Genomic DNA, 19,945 nt, shown 5'->3' on the forward strand with positions numbered 1-19,945 from the left:
GTTATTGCCCGGCGTGTCGTGAAGAAGCTTAGGAGAATCCCATGAAGAAGCTGCTTATCGCGGCCACCCTGTTCGGTTCGGCCCTGTCGGTCGCCGCCGTCCCCGCCATCGCTGAAGCTCAGTCGCGCGAACGCGTGCTGGTCTGCAAGGCGTCAAAGTCGCGCAAGACCACCGGTACGGTCGTCGGCGCCCTTGGCGGCGGCCTGCTCGGCAACGCCGTCAGCAATGGCGGCACGGGCGGCACCCTGCTCGGCGCCGGCGCGGGCGCCTTGGCCGGTCGCGAGATCGCCAAGAGCGGCGGCAAGAAGCGGTGCCACTACGAGTACCGCTACCGCTAAGCCCGGTCAGACGGGCGGCTTCGGCCGCCCGCTCTCGCCGTCACAGGCGCTATAACGGCGACGGATGAGATCATATCCGTTGGATGAATACAGTATTCATCTAAGAAGAAATCCTATTTTGGGCTGACCAAACGGCCTTGATCTGTAATAGATCGGACCTCAGACGATGCGCGGCTCAACCAGCGCGTCGATAACAGGGGAGGTCCAGATGGCCGAACATCTCAAGCTGAAGAATCCCGTCAACGAACGTCCGCGCTCGGCGTGGGGTTCGATCGCCACCGAACTGTTCGGTTGCGAAATTCGCATGATCCAGGGCGAGCGCTGGAAGCATCGCGTCATCGAAATGGGCGACAAGGAAGCCCCGCCGCTGTTCCTCTACCATGGGGTCGGCGGCTACGGCGAACCCTACGCCCGCGTCCTGCCGGCGTTCGCTCGCGACTTCCGCGTGTTCGCAGTCGATGCGCTCTACCACGGCATGTCGTCGAAGGAGCCCTTCGACAACGAGAACCGCACCAAGATGCAGGCCGCGGCCTATGTCGATCTGCTTCATGCCCTCGGGTACGAGAAGGCGATCTATGAAGGGGAGTCGATGGGTGCCGGGATCGGCTTCGAGATCGGCATGAGCTATCCTGAGACCGTCACCAAACTGGTGCTCAACGGCTTCGGCGCGGTCGACACCAAGCGCAAGGACTTCAAGGAGCAGCCCTGGAAGGGCGACCTCTGGGAGCTCAGCCAGGCCGCTGTCCTAGATCCGTCCTACGAAAACGTTCAGAAGCGCCTGTGGTGGCTGGTCCATGACAACGATTCCATGGACGACGAAATGGTTCGGCTGCGGATGAAAGTCTGGTCGGAGCCGGAGATCAACAAGTCGCTCCGCAACGTGTTCTCGATCGACGTCCCCCGTCCGACCCCGAAGCTCTACAGCGAGGAAGAGGTCAAGGCGAAGTGGACCGTAAAGGACACGCTCGTGGTGTACGGCACCTACAACCCGCAGCGTGGCCCGGACTACGGCGAATATTGCGCCGATCTGATCGGTGCGAAGTTCTACGAGTTCAAGGACGTCGGCCACTGGCCGATGTGGGAATGCCCTGACGAATACATCGAGGCGCTCCGCAGCTACCTGCTCTAGGTCCGCGCGAAAGCGAAGGGAGGGGCGGGCGCCGCGAGGCGTCCGCCTTTTCTATTCCGGGTAGGTCACGCCGGTCAGGTAGAGCCCGTGCGGCGGGGCCACAGGCCCGCAGGCCCGGCGGTCAGCCGCATCGAGGGCCGCCTTGACGTCGGCGACGCTCCAGCGGCCCAGCCCGACCTCCACCAGTGACCCGGTCATCGACCGCACTTGGCGGTGGAGGAAGGAGCGCGCGGCGAAGACCAGGGACACCTCGTCGCCCGACCGGCTGACCGTCGCCAGATCCAGCGACTTCACGGGCGATTTCGCCTGGCAGGCGGCGTCGCGGAATGTGGTGAAGTCGTGTGTCCCGGTCAAAGCCTGAGCGGCCTCATGCATGGCGTCGGCGTCCAGCGGCTTGGCGACGTGCCAGACCAGGGCGCGTTCCAGCGCGGGCGCGTCGCGACGGTTCAGGATCCGATAGAGGTAGCGTCGCCCCGTGGCTGAGAACCGTGCGCTCCAGTCGTCCGACACCGCCGCCGCCTCAAGGACCACGATCTGCTCGGCGCGCAGGTGGGCGTTCAACGCCCTGCGCACCACGTCGGCCGGCCACTCGCGCTCCAGATCCACATGGACGACCTGACCGGTGGCGTGCACGCCGCTGTCGGTGCGGCCGGCCGCCTGGATGCGGCGCGTCTCGCTGCTGAAGGCCAGGACCGCGGCCTCGATCGCGGCTTGCACAGACGGTTGGTTCGCCTGGGCTTGGAAGCCGTTGTAGGCCGATCCGTCATACTCGATCGTCAGGCGATAGCGCGGCATCAGAGCAGCCGTGTTCCCGTCGCGATCGGCGCGCCCCGCAGAAAGACGTCGGCCTGCTGCGCGCCCTTGCCTTCGCGCTGGACGCGCAAAAGGCGGATCGCGCCTTCGCCGCAGGCCACCGCCAAGGCCTCATCCAGCACTTCGCCGGGCGCGCCTGCGCCCTCCGCCAGGGTGGACAGCAGCGCCTTCACGCGATGCTCGCCCAACTGGAACCAGGCGCCGGGAAAGGGCGACAGGCCGCGGATCTTGCGGTCGACTTCGGCGGCGGGTTTCGTCCAGTCGATGCGGGTCTCCCGGGGTCGCAGCTTCTTGGCGTAGGTCGCGCCTTCCTCGGCCTGGGCGGTCTCGACCGCCCGCCCGGCGTCGATGTCCGCGAGGGCCGCGATCATCAGGGCTGCGCCGGCCGCGGCCATGCGGTCGTGCAGAGAGCCAGCGGTCTCGTCATCGGCGATTGGAAGGCGCGCGGTGGCGATCACCGGGCCTTCATCCAGGCCCTCCGTCATGCGCATGACCTGGACGCCCGTCTCTGGATCACCCGCCATGATCGCCCGCTGGATGGGCGCAGCGCCGCGCCAACGCGGCAGCAGCGACCCGTGCAGATTGAACGATCCCAAACGCGGCGCATCGAGCACTGCGGCCGGCAGGATCTGGCCGAAGGCGACGACGACGGCCGCGTCAAGCTCCAGCGCCACGAAATCGGCGATGACCGCTGGGTCGCGCATCGACTCCGGCGTGCGCACTGTCAGCCCGTGGCTTTCGGCGAAGGCGTGGACCGGCGAAGGCTTCAGCGCCTGGCCACGACCACGTTTGGCCAGGGGCTGCGAATAGACGCAGGCGATCTCGTGACCGGCCTCGACGAGGGCGGCGAGGGTTGCGACGGCGAGATCGGGAGTTCCCAGGAAGGCGAGGCGCATGGCCTAGGCTTTAGCCCCAGAGCGCGCCGGGCGGAACCGGCGGCGAAGCTTGGCCGTTGAATGACGGTATCTCCGGGGAGACAAAGCCATGCGCAAGATCGCCATTTCCATCGCCGCACTCACGCTGGCCGCCGGCCTCGCAGGCTGTTCGGAGCGCACCCAGCAGAGCGCCGCCGAAGATGTGAATGCCGCCGCCTCCGACGTCACCATCGCCGCGCAGGACGTCGCCGACAGCGCCGAGGTCAAGGAACTGGGCGCTGACATCAAAGCCGGCGCGAAAGACGCCGCAGGCGAGGTGAAGGCCGCCGCCAGCGAAGCGGGCGATAAGCTCAAGGCGGCTGGCGCCGAGATCAAGGAAGGCGCGAAGGCCACGGCCGAGCGCGCTGATGCGCGCCTGGACGGCCGCGCGCCTGAAGAGAAATGACGCCGTGCGGCTGGTCTAAGCCGCCCGCTTGCGGACTTTCTTGATCGCCTGCTCGCGCTTTAGCCGAGATAGGTGGTCGATGAAGAGCACGCCTTCCAGATGGTCCATCTCGTGCTGGATGCAGACCGCAAAGAGGCCGTCGGCCTCCTCCTCGACCAGCTCGCCCTGGTAATTCAGGTAACGCAGGCTCACCCGCGCCGGGCGTTCGACCTCGTCGTAGATCTCAGGCACTGACAGGCAACCCTCTTCGTAAGGGGCTGTCTCTTCCGAACGCCACAGGATCTCAGGGTTCACATAGTGGCGCGGCTGAGGGTCTTCGCCTTCCCGCGCCAGGTCCATGACGATGACGCGTTTGGGCACGCCCACCTGCACGGCGGCCAGGCCGATGCCCGGTGCGGCGTACATGGTCTCAAGCATGTCATCCATCAGCGCGCGCAGGTCGTCGTCCACGCCCTCGACGGGGGTGGAGACCTGTTTGAGCACAGGATGGGGAACGGTGAGGATTTCGCGCAGCGCCATGTTTGCGAGGTAGGAGCGCAGGCGCCGGGCGTCAAGCGGCGTGGCGCTCAGGCCTCGTCGCCGGACACCAGGCGCACCGGGCCGGGATCGGTCACGGTCAGCTTGGTCAAGGGACGCACGGCGGCTTCGATGGCCTCGAGGGGCTCCACCGATTTTCCCTCATGATCGACCTTCAGGTCCTCGAACCGCCGGGCCTGGCTCAGCACCTGGCTTTCCAGCGAGCCGACGAACTGGTTGTAGCGGCTGACGGCGGCTTCAAGCGCCTTCCCCACGGAACCGGCGTGCCCGCCCATGACGGCGATCCGCTTGTAGAGTTCGCGGCCGAGCTCGGCGATGCGCCGCGCATTGGTCGCCTGTTCCTCAACCCGCCAGCCGTAGGCGACAGCCTTGCAGAGCGCGAACAGGGTGGACGGGGTGACGATCACGACGCGGCGATCCATCGCCTCGGTCATCAGGTCCGGTGCGCGGTCCAAGGCCGCGACCAGCGCCGAATCGAGCGGCACGAACATGGCGACGAAGTCCGGCGACGCCTCGAACTGGTCCCAGTAGGCCTTGGCTGACAGGCCGGAGATGTGGGCCCGTACGCTGGCGACGTGTCGCGCGCCGAGGGTGTCGCGGCCCACGTCGTCGACGGCCTCCTGAAGTTCCAGGAAGGCGTTCAAGGAACATTTGGCGTCGATCACGAAGAGGCCCCCACCGGGCATCTTCACCGTCACGTCCGGCCGCCGCCGGCCCTCATCGGTGTCGGTGGAGGTCTGTTCATCGAAGTCGTAACGATGGGCGAGGCCGGCGGCCTCCAGCACATTGCGCAGGGTCTGCTCGCCCCAGCGCCCCTGGACCCCGGCTCCGCGCCGCAGCGCGGCCGAGAGTTTACGGGCTTCGTCCTGAGTCGCGACGGAAGCGCGCAGCATCTGTTCGATCTGGGCTTTCAGGCCGCCGGACTCCTCGGCGCGCGCTTTTTCGGCCGCGGTCACCTGTTCCTGAAACTTCTGCAGAGTGTCGGCGACGGGCTTCAACTGCGCCTCGATCCGGGCCTGGGCCAGCATCTCCCGATTGCGGAAGGTTTCTTCTGTCTGCCGCACGAGGGCTTCGGCCACCGCGCTGGCCGACTGGGCGGCCTGGGCCTTCAGGAACTCGGCATGCTCGACCGCCTGCGCCTCAACCATCTTCAACCGCTGGACCGCGAGGCCCGCACGCGCGCGCTCGCGAAGCGCCCAGACGGCGCAACCGGCGGCGACGAAACCCGCAAGGACGAGGGCGAAAACCAAGCCGTTCATAGTCTGTTCTTAGCTCAGGCTCTGAGTCGCCGGAAGCCCTGAGCCCGGCGCGCCTAACGCCGCGCTCTCAGCGCCTGGGCGATTGTGCCATCATCGAGCCAGTCGAGTTCGCCGCCGACAGGCACCCCGCGGGCCAGCGAGGTGACCACCACATCGGCGGCGGCGAGCCGGTCGGTTAGATAATGGGCGGTGGTCTGACCGTCGACGGTCGCGGGCAGCGCCAGGACCACCTCGGCGACATCCAGCGACGCCGCCCGCTCGACAAGGCCTGACACCCGCAGCGCCTCAGGTCCCACCCCGTCGATGGCCGAGAGCAGGCCGCCCAACACATGGTAGCGGCCGCGGAAGGCGCTGGCCCGTTCCATGGCCCACAGGCCGCCGGCCTCCTCCACCACGCAGATCAAAGAGGCGTCGCGGGTCGGGTCCGAACAGATGGCGCAGGGATCGCGGGTGTCGAGCGCGCCGCAGACATTGCACGTCTTCACCTTGGCGGCGGCTTCCGCCATGGCCTCGGCGAGGGGGATCAGGAGCTGGTCGCGCCGCTTCAGGAGCGCCAGCGCGCTGCGCCGGGCGGAGCGCTGGCCTAGCCCCGGCAGCTTGGCGAGCAGGCCGATCAGCCGCTCAATCTCGGGGCCGGCGGAAGCGGCCAAGTCAGAACTTCGGCAGGCCGGGCATGCCGGCCAGACCGCCGGTCGCTTCGCGCATCAGCTCGGCTTGCGCCGCGTCCAGTTTGCGCTTGGCGTCGGCGTGCGCGGCCACCACGAGGTCGGCGATGACCTCGCCCTCGCCCGGCGCGATCAGGCTCTCGTCGAAGGTGACGGAGGCGAGGTCGCCGCCGCCCTTCAGCACCACGGTGACCATGCCGCCGCCGGACGTACCCTCGGCGGTCAATTCAGCGATCTTCGCCTGGGCGTCGGCCAGCTTCTGCTGCATGGCCTGGGCCTGCTTCATGATCGCGCCAAAATCCTTCACGGGGTCTCGTCCTCGTCCTCAGTTTCATCGGGCGCCGCCGTCTCGGCCGCGAGTTCGGGAGCCGGCAGGCTGCGCAACCCCACGATCTCGGCGCCGGGGAAGGCGGCCATCACCTGTTTCACGAAGGGGTTCTGCTCGACTTCGGCGCGGGCCTCGCGGGCTTCGCGGCGTTCGCGCTCCCACTGGCTCTCGCCGCCGCCGCCGCCCTGTACGATCAGCCAGCGCTCGCCGGTCCATTCCTTGAGGCGGCCGACCAGGCGCTGCGCCAGGTCGCGCGGCGCGCCGGGGGCGGGCTCATATTCGATAGCGCCGGGCCGAAAGCTGATCGGCCGCACGAACCGCTCGACGTCTAGCTTCAGGCCGATATCGCGGCGTTGCTCGATCAACGCCAGCACGTCCGCGAAGCTTTGCAGTACGGGGCCGGCGGGCGCCTGAGCGGGGACCGTCTGTTGCTGCGGCTGGGCGTAGGCCCGGGCTGCGCCGCCGCCAGACAGGTTCGCCCCGCCGCCGCTGGGGGGCGCGACAGGGCCGCCGGCAAGGGGCTCTCCGGCCTGCAGGCGCTTCAGCGCCTCTTCCGGGCCTGGCAGGTCGGCGGCGTAGGCCAGGCGGATCAGGGCCATGTCGACGGCGGAGGCGGCGTCCGGCGCGCGGCGGACTTCGTCATAGGCCTTCAGCAGCAATTGCCAGATTCTCGACAAGGCGCCGGCCGAGACGGCCGAACCGATGGCGGCCAGGCGCTGGGCCTGCTCCTTGGGCATGATCAGGGCCTGCGGGCCGATGGCCTTGGCGACCGACGCGCCGTGGCTATGGTCCAGCAGGTCCAGCACCACCTGGTCGGGATTGGCGCCGAAGCCATAGAGGGTGCGGAAGGTCTCGATGGCTGGGCCAGCCTCGCCGCGCATGACCTGCTCGAACAGGGTGATGGTCTGGGCCCTGTCGGCCAGGCCCAGCATGTCGCGGATGGAGGCGGCGGTCACCGTCTGGCCGGCCTCGGCCTGGACGATCGCCTGGTCCAGCATCGACTGAGCGTCGCGGACCGAGCCTTCCGCCGCGCGGGCGATCAGCATCAGGCCCTCAGCCTCGACGCGGGCGCCCTCGGCGCCGGCGATCATCTCCAGGTTCTTGACGATCACGTCCGGCTCGACGCGCCGCAGGTCGAACCGCTGGGTGCGCGACAGGATCGTCACCGGCACCTTGCGGATCTCGGTGGTGGCGAAGATGAACTTGGCGTGGGGCGGCGGCTCTTCCAGCGTCTTCAGGAGCGCGTTGAACGCCGCCGTCGACAGCATATGCACTTCGTCGATGATGTAGACCTTGTAGCGCGCGTCGACCGGCGCATAGCGCACCCCGTCGAGCAGCTCCCGCATCTCATCGACCTTGGTGCGGCTGGCGGCGTCGAGCTCCAGCACATCCATGTGCCGCCCCTCGATGATGGCGCGGCAGTGCACGCCGTCGACGCTCAGATCGAGGCTGGGAGCGTGAATCGTGGCGCTTTCGTAGTTCAGGGCGCGGGCCAGCAGGCGCGCCGTGGTCGTCTTGCCGACCCCGCGTACGCCGGTGAGCATGAAGGCATGGGCGATCCGGCCGGTGGCGAAGGCGTTGCGCAGGGTGCGCACCATCGCCTCCTGGCCATAGAGGTCTTCAAACGTCCGCGGCCGGTACTTGCGGGCGATGACGGTGTAGGCGGCGCTGGCTTCGGGAACCGGGGCCACCGCCTGGCCGAACATGTCGGCGGCGGCGTGATCACGTTCCGGCGGTTCAGGTTCGAGCGTGAAGTCTTCTGACATCCCGAACCTTGCTGGGCCGAACCTTGTTGGCGCGCGCGCCTTGAAAGTGAGGGTGGAGACCGAACGACGACCCGGAGCGAAACTCGTTGTGGCTGCTGCCTTCCGGCCCTGACCAGGTTGGCGAGGCGTCCGCCCGTCGCCGATCTCCGCCCCTAATATCGCGTTCTGAGGGGGTGCGTGCAAGCCTTGCCGCGAATAGATATGAGCTATGGTCCTTTCCGCCTTCCGCAATACCTTCGCCGGCAGCCCGCTGGACCGCGCCAGCGACCGGCGCGGTGACGCAGCCTGGCTCGCAACCAAGCTGGTCGAACCCGCCGCCCAGGTGATGGCGGTCTGGAGCGGAAAATTCCTGGTCGAGGGCGATGCGATCGCCTGGATCGACGGCGCGATGGCCCAGGCGATCGCCGGCGGTCCGGAGGCGCTGCTGTTCCTGGGCCTTCGCGACGCGGCGGCCGTTTTCGCGCTGGAGCTGGACGGGTCCGATGACCCGACGGCCGGACCTCTCGCTGGCCTTGGTGTTTTCGAGGAGCTGCGGCCGTTGGCCGCGCGGCTGTCCCCGGAGGACGCCGCCATGGCGGCGGCGACGCGGGCGATGTTCGAATGGCGTCGGCGCCACCGCTTCTGCGCCGCCTGCGGCCACGCAAGCCGCCAGGCCGACGGCGGCTGGAAGCGGGTCTGCGAAGCCTGCGCGACGCAGCATTTCCCGCGCACCGATCCCGTTGTTATCATGCTGGCCTGCCACGGCGAGCGGGTCATGCTGGGCCGCCAGGAGTCCTGGCCCGCCGGGCAATTCTCAGCCCTGGCCGGGTTCATGGAGCCGGGCGAATCCATCGAGGAGGCTTGCGCGCGCGAACTTTTCGAGGAGGCGGGCTTGCGCGCTGTCAGCGTCCGCTACCATTCCAGCCAGCCCTGGCCGTTCCCCGCCAACCTGATGATCGGCCTGATCGCCGAGGTCGAGGACGATGAGGGAACGCCGGATCAGACCGAACTTTCAGAGGTGCGCTGGTTCACCCGCGCCGAGGCGCGCGACCTGCTGGAAGGTCGCATCGAGGGCCTGCGGACCCCGAACCGTATCGCTATCGCCGCCCAGTTGCTGCACGCCTGGGCCTATGAAGATGCGGCGCACGAGAACGGAGCCGACGAAGCTTGAGGCGCGACATAATGCAGATGGCGGTCGCGCTTGCGGTGCTGCTGCTGGCCCTGCCGGCCGCCGCCGCGCCGCCGGCCGTGCTCACGCCCACCACCCGGCCGCCGCCGGTCTTCGCCCCGCCGACCTGGCGCGCGCCAGACGGCGTGGCCCTGGTGACCCAGCCCTACGTCACCGACCTGACCCCGACGGTGACCTATGTCGACCCGTTCAAACCCTTCGTCTTCAAGGGTCGTGTCGGCGACCTGCCCTATCGGCTCTTGGCTCCCGGCGCGCCTCCAGCCCCGGGCCAGACCTTCCCGCTGGTGATCGTGCTGCACAGCTCCGGCCCGCCGATGGGCCGCGACAACCTGGCCCAGCTCAGCCCGTTCAGCACGGCCTGGGCCGACCCGGCGATGATCCAGCAGTTGCCCGCCTATGTGCTGCTGCCGCAGAGCGCGATCCGCACGATCAACTATGAGGTGGGCACGGACGGCCAGCGCGCCAGCAAGCCCGCGCCGATCCTCGACGACATTCTGGCTTTGATCGACGAGCTTGTCCGAACCCTGCCGATCGACCGGTCTCGGATCTATCTCAACGGCTTCTCCATGGGCGCGGGCACGGCCCTGCAGGCGCTGCTGGCGCGGCCGCAGATGTTCGCCGGCGTCGTCGCCTTCTCCGCCATTCCACCTGATCGATCGCTGGCCGCTTACGTCGCCGACACCCCGATGATGCTGATTCACGGCGATGCCGACACCATCACCGAGATCGGTCCGGACCTCGCCTGGGCGGGCGCCTTGGCCCGCGCCGGCGGCCATCCGCTGATGACGGTCTATCGCGGGATGGACCACCGGCTGCCGCCGGACATGGCTCAGTCGGTGGGCTGGCGCACTTGGCTGTTCCAGCAGCGGCGGGCCGATCCGTCCTCCGCCTCAGGTTTGGTCGTGCAGCCATCGGGCGCGCCCGCGCCGATCGGCCAGCCCCTACCCGCTGTCGCGCCGATCATGGTTGCGGCGCCCGGCGTCATGCCGCCGCCGCCGGCCGCAGCCTTGGGCGCCAGAGCTTCGGCCTCAGCTGCGGAAAGGGTCGGCTGGGTAAACCCCTAGGATCTCGAACTTTTCGGAGAAGAATTGCAGTTCTTCGAAGGCCCGGGCCAGATTGCGGTCCTCGGGTCGGCCGTCGACCTCGGCGTAGAAGAAGGTCGCCGACCAGGCTCCGTCTTCCATGTAGCTCTCGAGCTTGGAGACGTTGACGCCGTTGGTGGCGAAGCCGCCCATGGCCTTGTAGAGCGCCGCCGGGATGTTGCGCACGCGAAAGACCACGCTGGTGATGCAGGGGGCGGTGAAGGCCGGCGCCGGCGGGTTCGTCTCCGCCGTCATGATCAGGAAGCGGGTGGTGTTGTGGTGCTCGTCCTCGACGTCGCGCGCCAGGATGTCCAGGCCGTAGATCTCGGCGGCGAGCGCCGGCGCGAGCGCCGCCACCGTCCGGTCCGCGCCTTCTGCGACGATGCGCGCGGCGCCGGCGGTGTCGCCCGCCGCGCGGCCCTCAAGCCCGAGCGCCTTCACCGTCTTGCGGCACTGGTGGAGCGCGATCGGCATGGAGGTTACGGTTGTCAGTTCCTCCAGCGTCACGCCCTTCTGGGCCATCAGCTGAAAATGGATCGGCTTGAAGTGTTCGCCGATGATCTTCAGCCCCGACGACGGCAACAGGTGGTGCACATCGGCCACCCGGCCGGCGGTGGAATTCTCGACCGGGATCATCCCCAGGCCGCAGTCACCAGACTTCACCGCCTCGAAGGCGTCCTCGAAGGTCCCGTGGGGCACGGGCTCCCACCCAGGATAGAGGGTGGTGCAGGCTTCGTGGCTGTTGGCGCCCAATTCGCCCTGGAAGGCGATCCGTCCCTTGCTCATGGTTGACCCTCCTCCTCTAGCGACCGGTCGTTTCAGCGTGGGCGCGGGCTTGCGCCAGATCAGCCGGCGTGTCCACGGAAATGGGGGCGGCCTCGGCGACCTCCGCCCAGATGGAAAGACCAAGCTCCATGGCCCGCAGCTGCTCAAGCTTCTCGCGCTGTTCCAGCGGCGACGGCGCAGCGGCGTTGAAACGCTTCAGAGCCTCCAGGCGGTAGCCATAGACGCCGATGTGGCGCCACACCGGCTGGTCGCCATAGAGCGTCGAGCGCGTGAAATAGAGCGCCTGGCCGCGGCGCGCGTCCCTCATCGCCAGCACCGCCTTGACCACGTCCGGATTGGTTCGGTCGGCGGGGCTCGCCTCGGGCGCGACAAGCGTGGCGATATCGCAGGGCGTTTCGGCCAAGAGCCGTGCGCAGGCGCCGACGATCGCGGGTTCGACGAAGGGCATGTCGCCCTGCAGATTTATGACCGCCTCGTACTCGCCCCTGGGATCGAGCTCGGCCAGGGCCGCCAGGATGCGGTCGGAGCCGGAGGGAAGGGCGGGGTCGGTCAGCACCGCGCGACCGCCGCCGGCCTCCACGGCCCGGACGATCTCGGCGTCACCGGCGGCGACGGCCACGGGTCCGACGCCCGCGGCGACGGCCTGGCGCCAGACTCGGACGATCATCGGCACGCCGCCGATCTCGGCGAGCGGTTTTCCGGGCAGGCGGGTCGCCGCCAGGCGGGCAGGAATGAGGACGATCGCGGACATTCGTGACCCAGGCCCGAGGAGGTTTTGCTACGACCCAACTGGCCGGTTGCGCCCGCGCCGGTAGCGTGTAAGAGAGCCGGGCGCAATACAGGGGGCGGGGATTCCCGCCTGTAACCGGCCGTCTGCGGCCGGATGCGAGAGGGCCGATTTTAGGACTATGAGCGACCTTACGTTCAATAAAGTCGCCGGCGCGGTGCTGGCTGTCGGCCTGGCGATCGTCGGCCTGCGTGAAGTTTCCGGCGGGCTGTTCGACCAACAAAAGGTCGAGAAGCCCGGCTACATGGTCGAGGTGGTCGAAGAGGCCTCCACCGGCGCCGTGGCCGAGGTCCCGCCCGATTGGGGCACGGTCCTGCCGACCGCCGACGTGAAGGCCGGCGAAGCCGTCTTCGCCAAGTGCAAGGCCTGCCACACCGATTCCAGCGGCGGCCCGAACGGGATCGGCCCGAACCTTTGGGGCCTGCTGGGCCGCAAGCCCGGCGGCCACGCCGGCTTCGCCTATTCGCCGGCCATGACCGAGTTCGGCGGCAAGCAGCCGGTCTGGGACTACGAGCACGTCTATGAATTCGTGAAGGCGCCGCAGAAGTACATCGGCGGCACCAAGATGACCTTCGTCGGCCTGAAGAAGCAGGACGAGCGCATCAACCTGATCGCCTATCTGCGGACCCAGGGATCGACCGGTTTTGCGATCCCGGCGCCGAACCCGGCCGCTGCGGCGGCTCCGGCCGAAGGCGCCGCTCCGGCCGAGGGCGCCGCCCCCGGCGCTGCCCCCACGGCGGGCGCGCCGACGACGGTTCCGGCCGCGGCCGCGCCGGCGACTCCGGGCGGCACGGCCGCCGCACCGCACTAAGCGCGATCACAACGAAACAGGAAGGCCTGCCGGGAGATCGGCGGGCCTTTTTGGTTTTTGCGGGCTCTCAGACCCTGCGTAACGCCGCCGGTTCGCCAATTCGGGCGATGGCTTCCGCCAGAGGCTCTATCGCGACGGCCATGTGCCAGGCGTTAGCGTGGATGATGCGTGAGGCGTCCAGCATCATGGCCACGTGGCCGCGCCAGAAGACGAGGTCGCCGCGCCGAAGGTCTTCGGCGGAGACGTCGTGGCCAGTGGCGGCCTGCATGTCGGTGTCGCGGGGACAGGCCTGGCCGCAGGCGAAGCGGGACTGCTGGACGAGGCCGGAGCAGTCGAGCCCCAGGCTCTCGCGGCCGCCCCACAAGTAGGGCGCCCCCAGAAACCGCTCGGCCACCGCGGCGGCGTCGGACTCGAAGGCCAGGCCGATCGGGGCGAGATGACCCGTGGCGATCCAGCCTGCGCGGTCGACATGGGAGAGGCGGCCCTCGGTCTCGGTCACCCGCACCAGCGACCCGAGCGAATAGGGGCCTCGCGCCCGCGTCTTGATGCTTGGGGCCTCGAAGGCGTAGGTGCGCAGCGCGCTGATCCGATGGGTCGGCGGGGCCCCTTCGGCGGCCAGGTCCTCCATGGCGACGAAGCCGACATAGCCGTCACGGCCGGCCTGGCCCCACAGGAACAGGCCGTCTTGTTCGACACTCGAGAAGGTCTCGCCGAACAGAAGCTGGTCGACCTGTTCGCCGCTCGCGTCAGGGGTAGCACGGATCGCCGTCGCCGGTGTCACGCAGACCATCGCCCGCGGCTCCAGATAGACTTCGGCCGGAGTGATTCCCTCCAGTGTGCGACTGGCGATCCCGTCGCGGACCGGCGTCAGCCGCGGGTCGACGATCATCCGTAGCGCTCGGACAGCAGGGCGAAGAGGGCGCGGATCGCCTGGGCCTCGCCGCCCGCGAGGTAGCCCGGCCGCGCCCGCGGATTCCAGGCGAAGATGTCGAAATGGATCCAGGCTCCGGTGGTCGGCGCAAAGCGCTTGAGGAACAGGGCCGCCGTCACCGAGCCCGCCTGCGCCCAACCGTCCGGATCGTTCTTCAGGTCGGCGATGTCGGAATCGAGCGCGTCCTCGTAGCCCTTCCAAAGGGGCATGCGCCACAGATGGTCGGCCTGGTCCTCCGCATGGCGCGCGAGGTCCGCCGCCAGGCCGTCGTCATCTGTGTAGAAGGGCGGCAACTGCGGGCCGAGCGCGGCCCGCGCCGCGCCCGTCAGGGTGGCCAGGTCGATCGTCAGCACCGGGTCCAGTTCGGCGGCGCGAGTCAGGGCGTCGGCTAGGATCAGTCGGCCTTCGGCGTCGGTGTTGCCGACCTCGATGGACAGGCCCTTGCGCGACGCCAGAACGTCGCCCGGCCGCATGGCGTCGCCGGAGATGGCGTTCTCGACGACGGGTGTGATAACCACGAGGCGTACGGCCAGGCGCGCCGCCATGATCATCCGGCCCAGGGCCAGGGCATGGGCCGCGCCGCCCATGTCCTTCTTCATCTGGCGCATGCCCGCGGAGGGTTTGATGTCCAGGCCGCCGGTGTCGAACACCACACCCTTGCCGACGATGACGACGAGCGGATGGGTGGGATCGCCCCAGGCGATCTCCAGCATGCGCGGGCTGCGCGCCTCGACCGCGGCGCGGCCGACGGCGTGAACCGCGGGATAGTTCTCTTCCAGAAGGGCGTCGCCGACGACGGTGGTCAGGGTCGCGCCATACTGCTGGGCGATCTCGCGGGCGATGGCCTCAAGCTGCAGGGGCCCCATGTCGTTGGCCGGGGTGTTGACCATGTCGCGGGCCAGCGCGCAGGCGTGCGCGATGCTCCGCACCGCCGTCGCCATGGCGGCGTCCTCGACCAGCAGGCTGGGGCCGTCGCCAGGCTGCGCCTGCTTGTAGCGGCCGAACCGATAGGTCCCGAGCGCAAAGGCCAGCGCCGCCTTGCGCGTATCCAGATCGGCCGGCGCCTCTGCGATCCTATAGGCGCCGGACGAAAGCTTGGTCGGCAGGCCGCGGAAGCTCCAGGGGTCGGCCTTGGCGCCCAGGCCGAACAGGATGCGATCAACGCCGCCGTCCTCGCCGGGGATGGCCAAGGCCTGGCCGGCCTTGGCCTCGAACTTGGCCTGGGTCGCCATGGCGCGGGCCAGGGGATGCAAGGCGCCAAGCGCCGCCTCCAGCTTGTCCGGGCCGATGGCGTGGATCGGCGTGGCGCTGTCGGCGGTATCGAGGATGGGGTCGGTCATGCTTCGGCGTCCCGGGAAATCTTCACCAACGCATCAGACCCCGCATCGCGGCGGGCCGCAACAGGCGCGACCTAGGCCAGGGGCGAGGCCGGCAGCGCGCCCAGGGCGCCGCAGGCGATGGCGATGCCGTAGGGCATCTCGCGGCCCGTCGACGATATTCGCGCGATCCAGGCCGGCCCATTCTGCAGGTGCGGCCGGACCGCATCCGATCGGATGACCACCAGCACCACCGCCAGGATGGCGCCGGCCAGCACGGTGCACAGCAGGAAAACGCTGATCTGCGGCCAGCCGAACCAAAGCGCGCTCACAGCGAGCAGCTTGGCGTCGCCGCCGCCCAGCGCGCGCAGGGCGAAGAGCCCGAAGCCCATCACCAGGATCGCGGCGCCCGTGGCCACGCACAGGCCGATCGTTGGCAGGTTGACGCCGGAGGTCGTCGCGGCGATGGCGAACAGCGCCAGGATCGCAAGCGAGATCCAGTTGGGAATTCGGTAGCTTGTCGCGTCATAGAGCGCCGCGACGATCGTCAGCGCGGGAAAAGCCAGGAAGCTGATGAGGTGAATCAGGTTCATTTTACTCGTTACAAGGTGCGTACCACCTCTGGTTGCGGCGCGGCTATAGCTCAACTGCGAAAGATGACGCCTCGATCACGGCAAGCTTAGGCCAGGGGTCGTAAGCTCGGCCGTCGATGCTGGCGACGGGCCGCAGGCCGATCAGGCTGTTGCTCAGAAGAACGGCGTCGGCGGCCAGCAAACGGTCCAGGCCGGCGCGGACCTCGACAACCTCAATATCGAGCGCGGGCGCTGCGGCCAGCACGCTCGCGCGCATGATCCCGCCCAGCACGCCGCAGGCGAGCGCCGGCGTGACCATGGCCTTCCCCTCGATCCAGAAAAGGTTGGCCGCGCCCGCGCAGGCCACTTCGTCAAGGGTGTTCAGCAGGATCGCCTCGTCGGCGCCGGCGGCCCGGGCCTCTTCGCGCGCCAGGACGTTGTCGAGGTAGGCCAGCGTCTTCAGCCGACTGGCTGGCGAGCGGTCGTTTCGACGGATGCTGGCGACGGCGAGGCGCGCCGGCGCGAGCGGTTTAGGCGAAGGCGCTGCGGTGGCGACCAGTCGGGGCGCTAGCGCGGCCGGCCTATCGAGGCCACGGCCCCCGGAGCCGGCAGTGTAGGTCAGCCGCACGGCCGCACGGCCAGCCATGAGACTCGCCGCGCCCAGCGCCTGCAGGGCCGCTTCGCGTATCGCCCGCGCGTTTGGGGCTGGCAGGCCCAGGATCGCGCAGCCGGCGGCCATGCGTGCGAGGTGCGCCGCCAGCCGAGGCATGTCGCCGTCGACTGCCAGCACGGTCTCGAACAGCCCGTCGCCGAGGGTGAATCCGCGATCGTCCGCGGGGACGAGGTCGGCCATGGCCCGGCTCAGAGCGCCAGCTGGCGAACCTCGTCCTGCTCGGCGAGCGTCAGGATCCAGTCGCCGGCCGCGGCGTTGGCCTTGACCTGTTCGGGCTTTGTGGCGCCGGCGATCACGGACGGGATCTTGGGGTCGGCCAGCAGCCAGGCGAACGCGAGCTCGAGGATCGAATGGCCGCGAGCCTCCGCCCAGGCGGTCAGGCGTTCGATTCGGTCGAAGTTCTCATCCGACAACGCCTTGCCGAAGCGTTCCATGTTGCCGGCGTAACGTGTGCCTTCCGCGGGCGCCTCGCCGCGCCTGTACTTGCCGGTCAGCAGGCCCGAGGCGAGCGGGAAATAGGGCAGCAGGCTGAGCTCCAGCTTGCCGATGGTCGGCAGGACCTCGGCCTCGATGTCCCGCTTGAGGATCGAATAGTCCTCTTCGGTGGAGGCGAAGCCGACGAGGCCGGCGTCCTTGGCGACGCGGTCAGCTTCCTCGAGCTGGGCCGTCGAGAAGTTCGAACAGGCGATGTGGCGGACCTTGCCCGCCGCGATCAGGTCGTTCAGCGCCTGCAGGGTCTCCAGGATGGGCGTCTTGGCGTCTGGAAAATGCAGCATGTAGAGGTCGATATAGTCGGTCCCGAGGCGTTGCAGGCTCGCCTCGACGCACGACATGACATTGTCGCGGGCGCCGCCGGTGCGCGCGCCGAACTTGGTCAGGATGATCACATCCTTGCGGCGTTCTCCGAGCGCCTTGCCGAGGTACTGTTCCGACAGGCCGTCGCCGTACATGTCGGCGGTGTCGAAGAAGTTGATTCCGGCGTTCAGGCTGGCGTCGACGACGGCCTGGGTGGCGGCCTGGTCGATCCGGCCGAAATTGTTGCAGCCGAGGCCGATGACGCTGACGTCAAGGTCGGTCCGGGCGATGCGGCGCGTCTGCATCGGGTCTCTCCCAAAGTGTGTTCTGTGATCGTCGCCTGACGCGACTTCAGAGCCAAGCTTACAGGGCCTCAGGCCTGCGTCGAGCGCTTCAGACGCGGCGGAAGTCCAGAAAAACAGGACGACAGTCGCCCAGCTGCTTTTCCTCGTAGCGCGTGGTGACGTGGTCGGCCGGGGGCAGACGCCAGTCGTCCGCCGCCTCGGCGGTCCAGGCGAAGGCGGGTTCGGCCCTAAGGATGGCGAGCGTCCAGTCGACGTAGTCGGCCCAGTCGCTGGCGAAGCGCAGCGCCCCGCCAGGTCTGAGCAGCCGCGCTAGGTCGCCGGCGAGCTCGGCCTGGATCAGCCGGCGCTTGTGGTGGCGGGCTTTCGGCCAGGGGTCAGGAAACAGGATGAAGACGCGGCTCAGGCAGGCGTTCGGGAGCCGCGACAGCAGCTCGCGGACATCGCCGTCGTACAGGCGCACATTGTCGAGCCTGCCTTCATCGATGTGGCGAAGGGCGCTGGCGACGCCGTTCTGGAACGGCTCGGCCCCGATGATCATGACGTCGGGATGCGCCTTGGCCTGGGCGGCCATGTGCTCGCCGCCGCCGAAGCCGATCTCGAGCCAGACTTCCTTCGCTTCGGGTGCGAGGGCGGCCGGATCCACGGCGCCTTGCGGCACGCGCAGCCTCGGCAGCAGCGTGTCCATCAGCGCCGCCTGCCGGGGCTTGATCGGCCGCGACTTGATGCGGCCGAAGGAGCGCATGGGCGGATGGTCCGCCCCAGAGCCTGACACTTGCGCTAAAGCAGCTGGCGCAGCTGGTCGGCGAGGTCGGTTTTCTCCCAGGAGAAGCCGCCTTCGGCGTCCGGTGTCCGGCCAAAATGGCCATAGGCCGCCGTGCGCGCATAGATCGGCCGATTGAGGCCCAGGTGCTCGCGGATCGCCCGCGGGGTCGCCCCGCCGATCAGTTCGGGCAGGATCATCTCCAGCTTGGTGGGATCGACGAGGCCCGTGTCATGCAGATCGACATAGAAGGACAGCGGCTGGGCGACGCCGATCGCATAGCTGATCTGGATCGTGCAGCGCCGCGCGAGGCCGGCGGCCACCACGTTCTTAGCCAGGTAACGGCAGGCGTAGGCCGCCGAGCGGTCGACCTTGGTCGGGTCCTTGCCTGAGAACGCGCCGCCGCCGTGCGGCGAGGCGCCGCCGTAGGTGTCGACGATGATCTTGCGGCCCGTCAGGCCGGCGTCGCCGTCAGGCCCGCCGATCTCGAAGCGGCCGGTCGGATTGACGTGCCACTGGGTGTTCTTGGTGAGCAGGCCTTCAGGGAAGACGCCCTCCACATAGGGCCGGATCACCTGTTCGATGCGCTTGGGCGTGGCGATGTGCAGGCCGACGCGCTTCTTGTGCTGGGTCGAGACGACGATCTGCAGCACCTCGACGGGGCGGCCGTTCTCATAGCGCAGGGTGACCTGGCTCTTGGCGTCGGGTTCCAGCACCGGGCATTCGCCGGAGTGACGCACCTCGGCCAGCTTGCGCAGGATGTCGTGGCTGTACTGCAGGGTCGCCGGCATGAGGTTCGGCGTCTCGTCGCACGCGAAGCCGAACATGATGCCCTGGTCGCCCGCGCCCTCGTCCTTGTTGCCCGAGGCGTCCACGCCCTGGGCGATATGGTCGGACTGCGGGTGCAGGTGGCAGGCGTACTTGGCCTTGGCCCAGTGGAAGCCCTTCTGCTCGTAGCCGATCTCGCGCACCGCGGCGCGGATCTGGTCCTCAAGGCCATTGATGATCTCTTTGTTCAAAGCCTTGTTCTCGGCCTTGGACGCGCCCGGCCGACCGGCGCGCACTTCGCCAGCCAGCACGATCCGGTTCGTGGTGACCAGGGTCTCGCAGGCCACGCGGGCCTGGGGCTCAACGCTCAGGAAGGCGTCGACGACGGTGTCGGAGATCCGGTCGGCGACCTTGTCCGGATGGCCCTCGGACACGCTTTCGCTCGTGAAGATGTAGCTCGAACGGCTCAACGGGTCGCTCCTGATCGGTCTGAACGCACGGACCCATGCCTATAGAGCGATGTGGCTGAGCCGCCAAGGCGCATAAGGATCGCCTTATATGGAGTGTCGGTGGTCAGACCGCGGAGGGTTCCTCGCTCAGGGTTCGGACCAGATCGAGAACCTTGCGGCGGACACGGCCCTGTTTGATCCGCGGGAAGGCGGAGGCCAGCTCCATGCCTTCGCTGGTCAGCAGGAAATCCTGAACGGCGTCACTGCGGCCAGCGCTCGCCGTGCTGTTAGAGGCGGCGTCATGCAGGCCTTCGTAGAAATAGGCGACGGAAGTATTTAGGGCCTGTGAAACTTCAAACAGCTTGGAGGCGCTGACCCGGTTGGCGGCGCGCTCGTACTTCTGGATCTGTTGGAATGTCAGCCCGATGCTCTCGGCCAGCTTCTCCTGGCTCACGCCAAGTTCTTTGCGTCTCATTCTGATCCGCAGACCCACGTGGCGATCGATGGGATTGGGGCCGGTGTCCGTACCCGCAAGCTTGTCCATGGTCCTTCAAATAGCGAAAGCTTGGCGAAGGTGGAATAGCTGG

General features: G+C 68.4%; 23 protein-coding genes and 1 other RNA gene. 6 read left to right on the forward strand and 18 right to left on the reverse strand.

Annotated features, from left to right (window positions below):
• The first annotated feature begins 41 nt into the window (after window positions 1-41).
• Both BN1313_RS02615 and BN1313_RS02620 read left to right on the forward strand, forming a co-directional pair.
• The gene (locus BN1313_RS02615; RefSeq protein ID WP_091736180.1) at window positions 42-338 is read left to right on the forward strand and encodes a glycine zipper 2TM domain-containing protein; all 297 of its coding nucleotides are present in this window, start codon (window positions 42-44) and stop codon (window positions 336-338) included.
• 208 nt (window positions 339-546) lie between these two features.
• A complete protein-coding gene (locus tag BN1313_RS02620; RefSeq protein ID WP_176695871.1) occupies window positions 547-1,467 on the forward strand; it encodes an alpha/beta fold hydrolase in 921 nt (306 codons plus the stop codon).
• Window positions 1,468-1,518: 51 nt separating this feature from the next.
• On the opposite strand, the gene truA is transcribed toward BN1313_RS02620, so the two are convergent.
• On the reverse strand, window positions 1,519-2,262 hold the full coding sequence (truA, locus tag BN1313_RS02625) for a tRNA pseudouridine(38-40) synthase TruA (RefSeq protein ID WP_091736187.1): 744 nt from the start codon (window positions 2,260-2,262) through the stop codon (window positions 1,519-1,521).
• A complete protein-coding gene (gene fmt / locus BN1313_RS02630; protein ID WP_091736215.1) occupies window positions 2,262-3,176 on the reverse strand; it encodes a methionyl-tRNA formyltransferase in 915 nt (304 codons plus the stop codon). The genes truA and fmt overlap by 1 nt, the downstream gene beginning before the upstream one ends.
• Window positions 3,177-3,264: 88 nt before the next feature.
• Here fmt and BN1313_RS02635 point away from each other — a divergent pair, with 88 nt between their 5' ends.
• Entirely contained in the window at window positions 3,265-3,600 is a 336-nt protein-coding gene (locus BN1313_RS02635) for a hypothetical protein (RefSeq protein ID WP_091736218.1), read from the forward strand.
• A 15-nt stretch (window positions 3,601-3,615) separates the two neighbouring features.
• Here the strand turns inward: BN1313_RS02635 and def are convergent, their stop codons facing one another.
• The 6 genes from def to ffs form a co-directional block, all read right to left on the reverse strand.
• A complete protein-coding gene (gene def / locus BN1313_RS02640; RefSeq protein ID WP_091736221.1) occupies window positions 3,616-4,119 on the reverse strand; it encodes a peptide deformylase in 504 nt (167 codons plus the stop codon).
• A gap of 47 nt (window positions 4,120-4,166) precedes the next feature.
• Complete coding sequence (locus BN1313_RS02645) at window positions 4,167-5,396, reverse strand: DNA recombination protein RmuC (protein ID WP_091736224.1); 1,230 nt, start codon at window positions 5,394-5,396, stop codon at window positions 4,167-4,169.
• Between the two features lie 53 nt (window positions 5,397-5,449).
• Window positions 5,450-6,046, reverse strand: coding sequence for a recombination mediator RecR (gene recR, locus BN1313_RS02650; protein WP_091736226.1), 597 nt, complete (start codon window positions 6,044-6,046; stop codon window positions 5,450-5,452).
• A 1-nt stretch (window position 6,047) separates the two neighbouring features.
• Window positions 6,048-6,368, reverse strand: a complete 321-nt coding sequence (locus BN1313_RS02655; protein WP_091736229.1) for a YbaB/EbfC family nucleoid-associated protein — start codon at window positions 6,366-6,368, stop codon at window positions 6,048-6,050.
• A complete protein-coding gene (locus BN1313_RS02660) occupies window positions 6,365-8,155 on the reverse strand; it encodes a DNA polymerase III subunit gamma/tau (RefSeq protein WP_091736232.1) in 1,791 nt (596 codons plus the stop codon). Before BN1313_RS02660 ends, BN1313_RS02655 begins: the two co-directional genes overlap by 4 nt.
• 50 nt (window positions 8,156-8,205) lie before the next feature.
• An RNA gene (gene ffs, locus BN1313_RS02665) (signal recognition particle sRNA small type) lies at window positions 8,206-8,304 on the reverse strand.
• A gap of 59 nt (window positions 8,305-8,363) precedes the next feature.
• Here ffs and nudC point away from each other — a divergent pair.
• Together nudC and BN1313_RS02675 are read left to right on the forward strand one after the other, a co-directional pair.
• Window positions 8,364-9,305: an NAD(+) diphosphatase gene (nudC, locus tag BN1313_RS02670; protein WP_091736234.1), complete on the forward strand. Its 942-nt coding sequence runs from the start codon at window positions 8,364-8,366 to the stop codon at window positions 9,303-9,305.
• On the forward strand, window positions 9,302-10,387 hold the full coding sequence (locus BN1313_RS02675; RefSeq protein WP_141653061.1) for a carboxylesterase family protein: 1,086 nt from the start codon (window positions 9,302-9,304) through the stop codon (window positions 10,385-10,387). The genes nudC and BN1313_RS02675 overlap by 4 nt, the downstream gene beginning before the upstream one ends.
• Here BN1313_RS02675 and BN1313_RS02680 read toward each other — a convergent pair.
• Window positions 10,352-11,191, reverse strand: a complete 840-nt coding sequence (locus tag BN1313_RS02680) for a prephenate dehydratase (RefSeq protein WP_091736240.1) — start codon at window positions 11,189-11,191, stop codon at window positions 10,352-10,354. The two genes, BN1313_RS02675 and BN1313_RS02680, sit on opposite strands and share 36 nt — an antisense overlap.
• Before the next feature lie 16 nt (window positions 11,192-11,207).
• Window positions 11,208-11,942, reverse strand: a complete 735-nt coding sequence (locus tag BN1313_RS02685; protein ID WP_091736243.1) for a 3-deoxy-manno-octulosonate cytidylyltransferase — start codon at window positions 11,940-11,942, stop codon at window positions 11,208-11,210.
• Window positions 11,943-12,099: 157 nt separating this feature from the next.
• Here BN1313_RS02685 and BN1313_RS02690 point away from each other — a divergent pair, with 157 nt between their 5' ends.
• Window positions 12,100-12,789, forward strand: a complete 690-nt coding sequence (locus BN1313_RS02690; RefSeq protein WP_091736246.1) for a c-type cytochrome — start codon at window positions 12,100-12,102, stop codon at window positions 12,787-12,789.
• A gap of 67 nt (window positions 12,790-12,856) precedes the next feature.
• On the opposite strand, the gene BN1313_RS02695 is transcribed toward BN1313_RS02690, so the two are convergent.
• The 8 genes from BN1313_RS02695 to BN1313_RS02730 form a co-directional block, all read right to left on the reverse strand.
• Window positions 12,857-13,678: a C40 family peptidase gene (locus BN1313_RS02695; RefSeq protein ID WP_091736248.1), complete on the reverse strand. Its 822-nt coding sequence runs from the start codon at window positions 13,676-13,678 to the stop codon at window positions 12,857-12,859.
• Complete coding sequence (locus tag BN1313_RS02700) at window positions 13,675-15,060, reverse strand: leucyl aminopeptidase family protein (RefSeq protein WP_091736252.1); 1,386 nt, start codon at window positions 15,058-15,060, stop codon at window positions 13,675-13,677. The genes BN1313_RS02695 and BN1313_RS02700 overlap by 4 nt, the downstream gene beginning before the upstream one ends.
• A gap of 71 nt (window positions 15,061-15,131) precedes the next feature.
• The gene (locus BN1313_RS02705) at window positions 15,132-15,629 is read right to left on the reverse strand and encodes an A24 family peptidase (protein ID WP_091736255.1); all 498 of its coding nucleotides are present in this window, start codon (window positions 15,627-15,629) and stop codon (window positions 15,132-15,134) included.
• A 43-nt stretch (window positions 15,630-15,672) separates the two neighbouring features.
• On the reverse strand, window positions 15,673-16,461 hold the full coding sequence (locus BN1313_RS02710) for an aminotransferase class IV (RefSeq protein WP_091736258.1): 789 nt from the start codon (window positions 16,459-16,461) through the stop codon (window positions 15,673-15,675).
• Window positions 16,462-16,469: 8 nt separating this feature from the next.
• Complete coding sequence (locus BN1313_RS02715; protein WP_091736261.1) at window positions 16,470-17,381, reverse strand: aldo/keto reductase; 912 nt, start codon at window positions 17,379-17,381, stop codon at window positions 16,470-16,472.
• Window positions 17,382-17,469: 88 nt separating this feature from the next.
• Entirely contained in the window at window positions 17,470-18,123 is a 654-nt protein-coding gene (trmB, locus tag BN1313_RS02720) for a tRNA (guanosine(46)-N7)-methyltransferase TrmB (protein ID WP_091736264.1), read from the reverse strand.
• Between the two features lie 35 nt (window positions 18,124-18,158).
• Window positions 18,159-19,379, reverse strand: coding sequence for a methionine adenosyltransferase (gene metK / locus BN1313_RS02725; RefSeq protein WP_091736266.1), 1,221 nt, complete (start codon window positions 19,377-19,379; stop codon window positions 18,159-18,161).
• 103 nt (window positions 19,380-19,482) lie between these two features.
• Entirely contained in the window at window positions 19,483-19,902 is a 420-nt protein-coding gene (locus tag BN1313_RS02730) for a helix-turn-helix domain-containing protein (protein ID WP_091736269.1), read from the reverse strand.
• Window positions 19,903-19,945: the final 43 nt, after the last annotated feature.

The organism is Phenylobacterium immobile (ATCC 35973) (assembly GCF_001375595.1).
Lineage (GTDB): Bacteria > Pseudomonadota > Alphaproteobacteria > Caulobacterales > Caulobacteraceae > Phenylobacterium > Phenylobacterium immobile.

Coding starts and splice junctions, on each gene's coding strand:
- BN1313_RS02615 (WP_091736180.1), top strand. CDS start 42: ATGAAGAAGCTGCTTATCGCGGCCACCCTGTTCGGTTCGGCCCTGTCG.
- BN1313_RS02620 (WP_176695871.1), top strand. CDS start 547: ATGGCCGAACATCTCAAGCTGAAGAATCCCGTCAACGAACGTCCGCGC.
- truA (WP_091736187.1), bottom strand. CDS start 2,262: ATGCCGCGCTATCGCCTGACGATCGAGTATGACGGATCGGCCTACAAC.
- fmt (WP_091736215.1), bottom strand. CDS start 3,176: ATGCGCCTCGCCTTCCTGGGAACTCCCGATCTCGCCGTCGCAACCCTC.
- BN1313_RS02635 (WP_091736218.1), top strand. CDS start 3,265: ATGCGCAAGATCGCCATTTCCATCGCCGCACTCACGCTGGCCGCCGGC.
- def (WP_091736221.1), bottom strand. CDS start 4,119: ATGGCGCTGCGCGAAATCCTCACCGTTCCCCATCCTGTGCTCAAACAG.
- BN1313_RS02645 (WP_091736224.1), bottom strand. CDS start 5,396: ATGAACGGCTTGGTTTTCGCCCTCGTCCTTGCGGGTTTCGTCGCCGCC.
- BN1313_RS02660 (WP_091736232.1), bottom strand. CDS start 8,155: ATGTCAGAAGACTTCACGCTCGAACCTGAACCGCCGGAACGTGATCAC.
- nudC (WP_091736234.1), top strand. CDS start 8,364: ATGGTCCTTTCCGCCTTCCGCAATACCTTCGCCGGCAGCCCGCTGGAC.
- BN1313_RS02680 (WP_091736240.1), bottom strand. CDS start 11,191: ATGAGCAAGGGACGGATCGCCTTCCAGGGCGAATTGGGCGCCAACAGC.
- BN1313_RS02685 (WP_091736243.1), bottom strand. CDS start 11,942: ATGTCCGCGATCGTCCTCATTCCTGCCCGCCTGGCGGCGACCCGCCTG.
- BN1313_RS02690 (WP_091736246.1), top strand. CDS start 12,100: ATGAGCGACCTTACGTTCAATAAAGTCGCCGGCGCGGTGCTGGCTGTC.
- BN1313_RS02695 (WP_091736248.1), bottom strand. CDS start 13,678: ATGATCGTCGACCCGCGGCTGACGCCGGTCCGCGACGGGATCGCCAGT.
- BN1313_RS02700 (WP_091736252.1), bottom strand. CDS start 15,060: ATGACCGACCCCATCCTCGATACCGCCGACAGCGCCACGCCGATCCAC.
- BN1313_RS02705 (WP_091736255.1), bottom strand. CDS start 15,629: ATGAACCTGATTCACCTCATCAGCTTCCTGGCTTTTCCCGCGCTGACG.
- BN1313_RS02710 (WP_091736258.1), bottom strand. CDS start 16,461: ATGGCCGACCTCGTCCCCGCGGACGATCGCGGATTCACCCTCGGCGAC.
- BN1313_RS02715 (WP_091736261.1), bottom strand. CDS start 17,381: ATGCAGACGCGCCGCATCGCCCGGACCGACCTTGACGTCAGCGTCATC.
- trmB (WP_091736264.1), bottom strand. CDS start 18,123: ATGCGCTCCTTCGGCCGCATCAAGTCGCGGCCGATCAAGCCCCGGCAG.
- BN1313_RS02730 (WP_091736269.1), bottom strand. CDS start 19,902: ATGGACAAGCTTGCGGGTACGGACACCGGCCCCAATCCCATCGATCGC.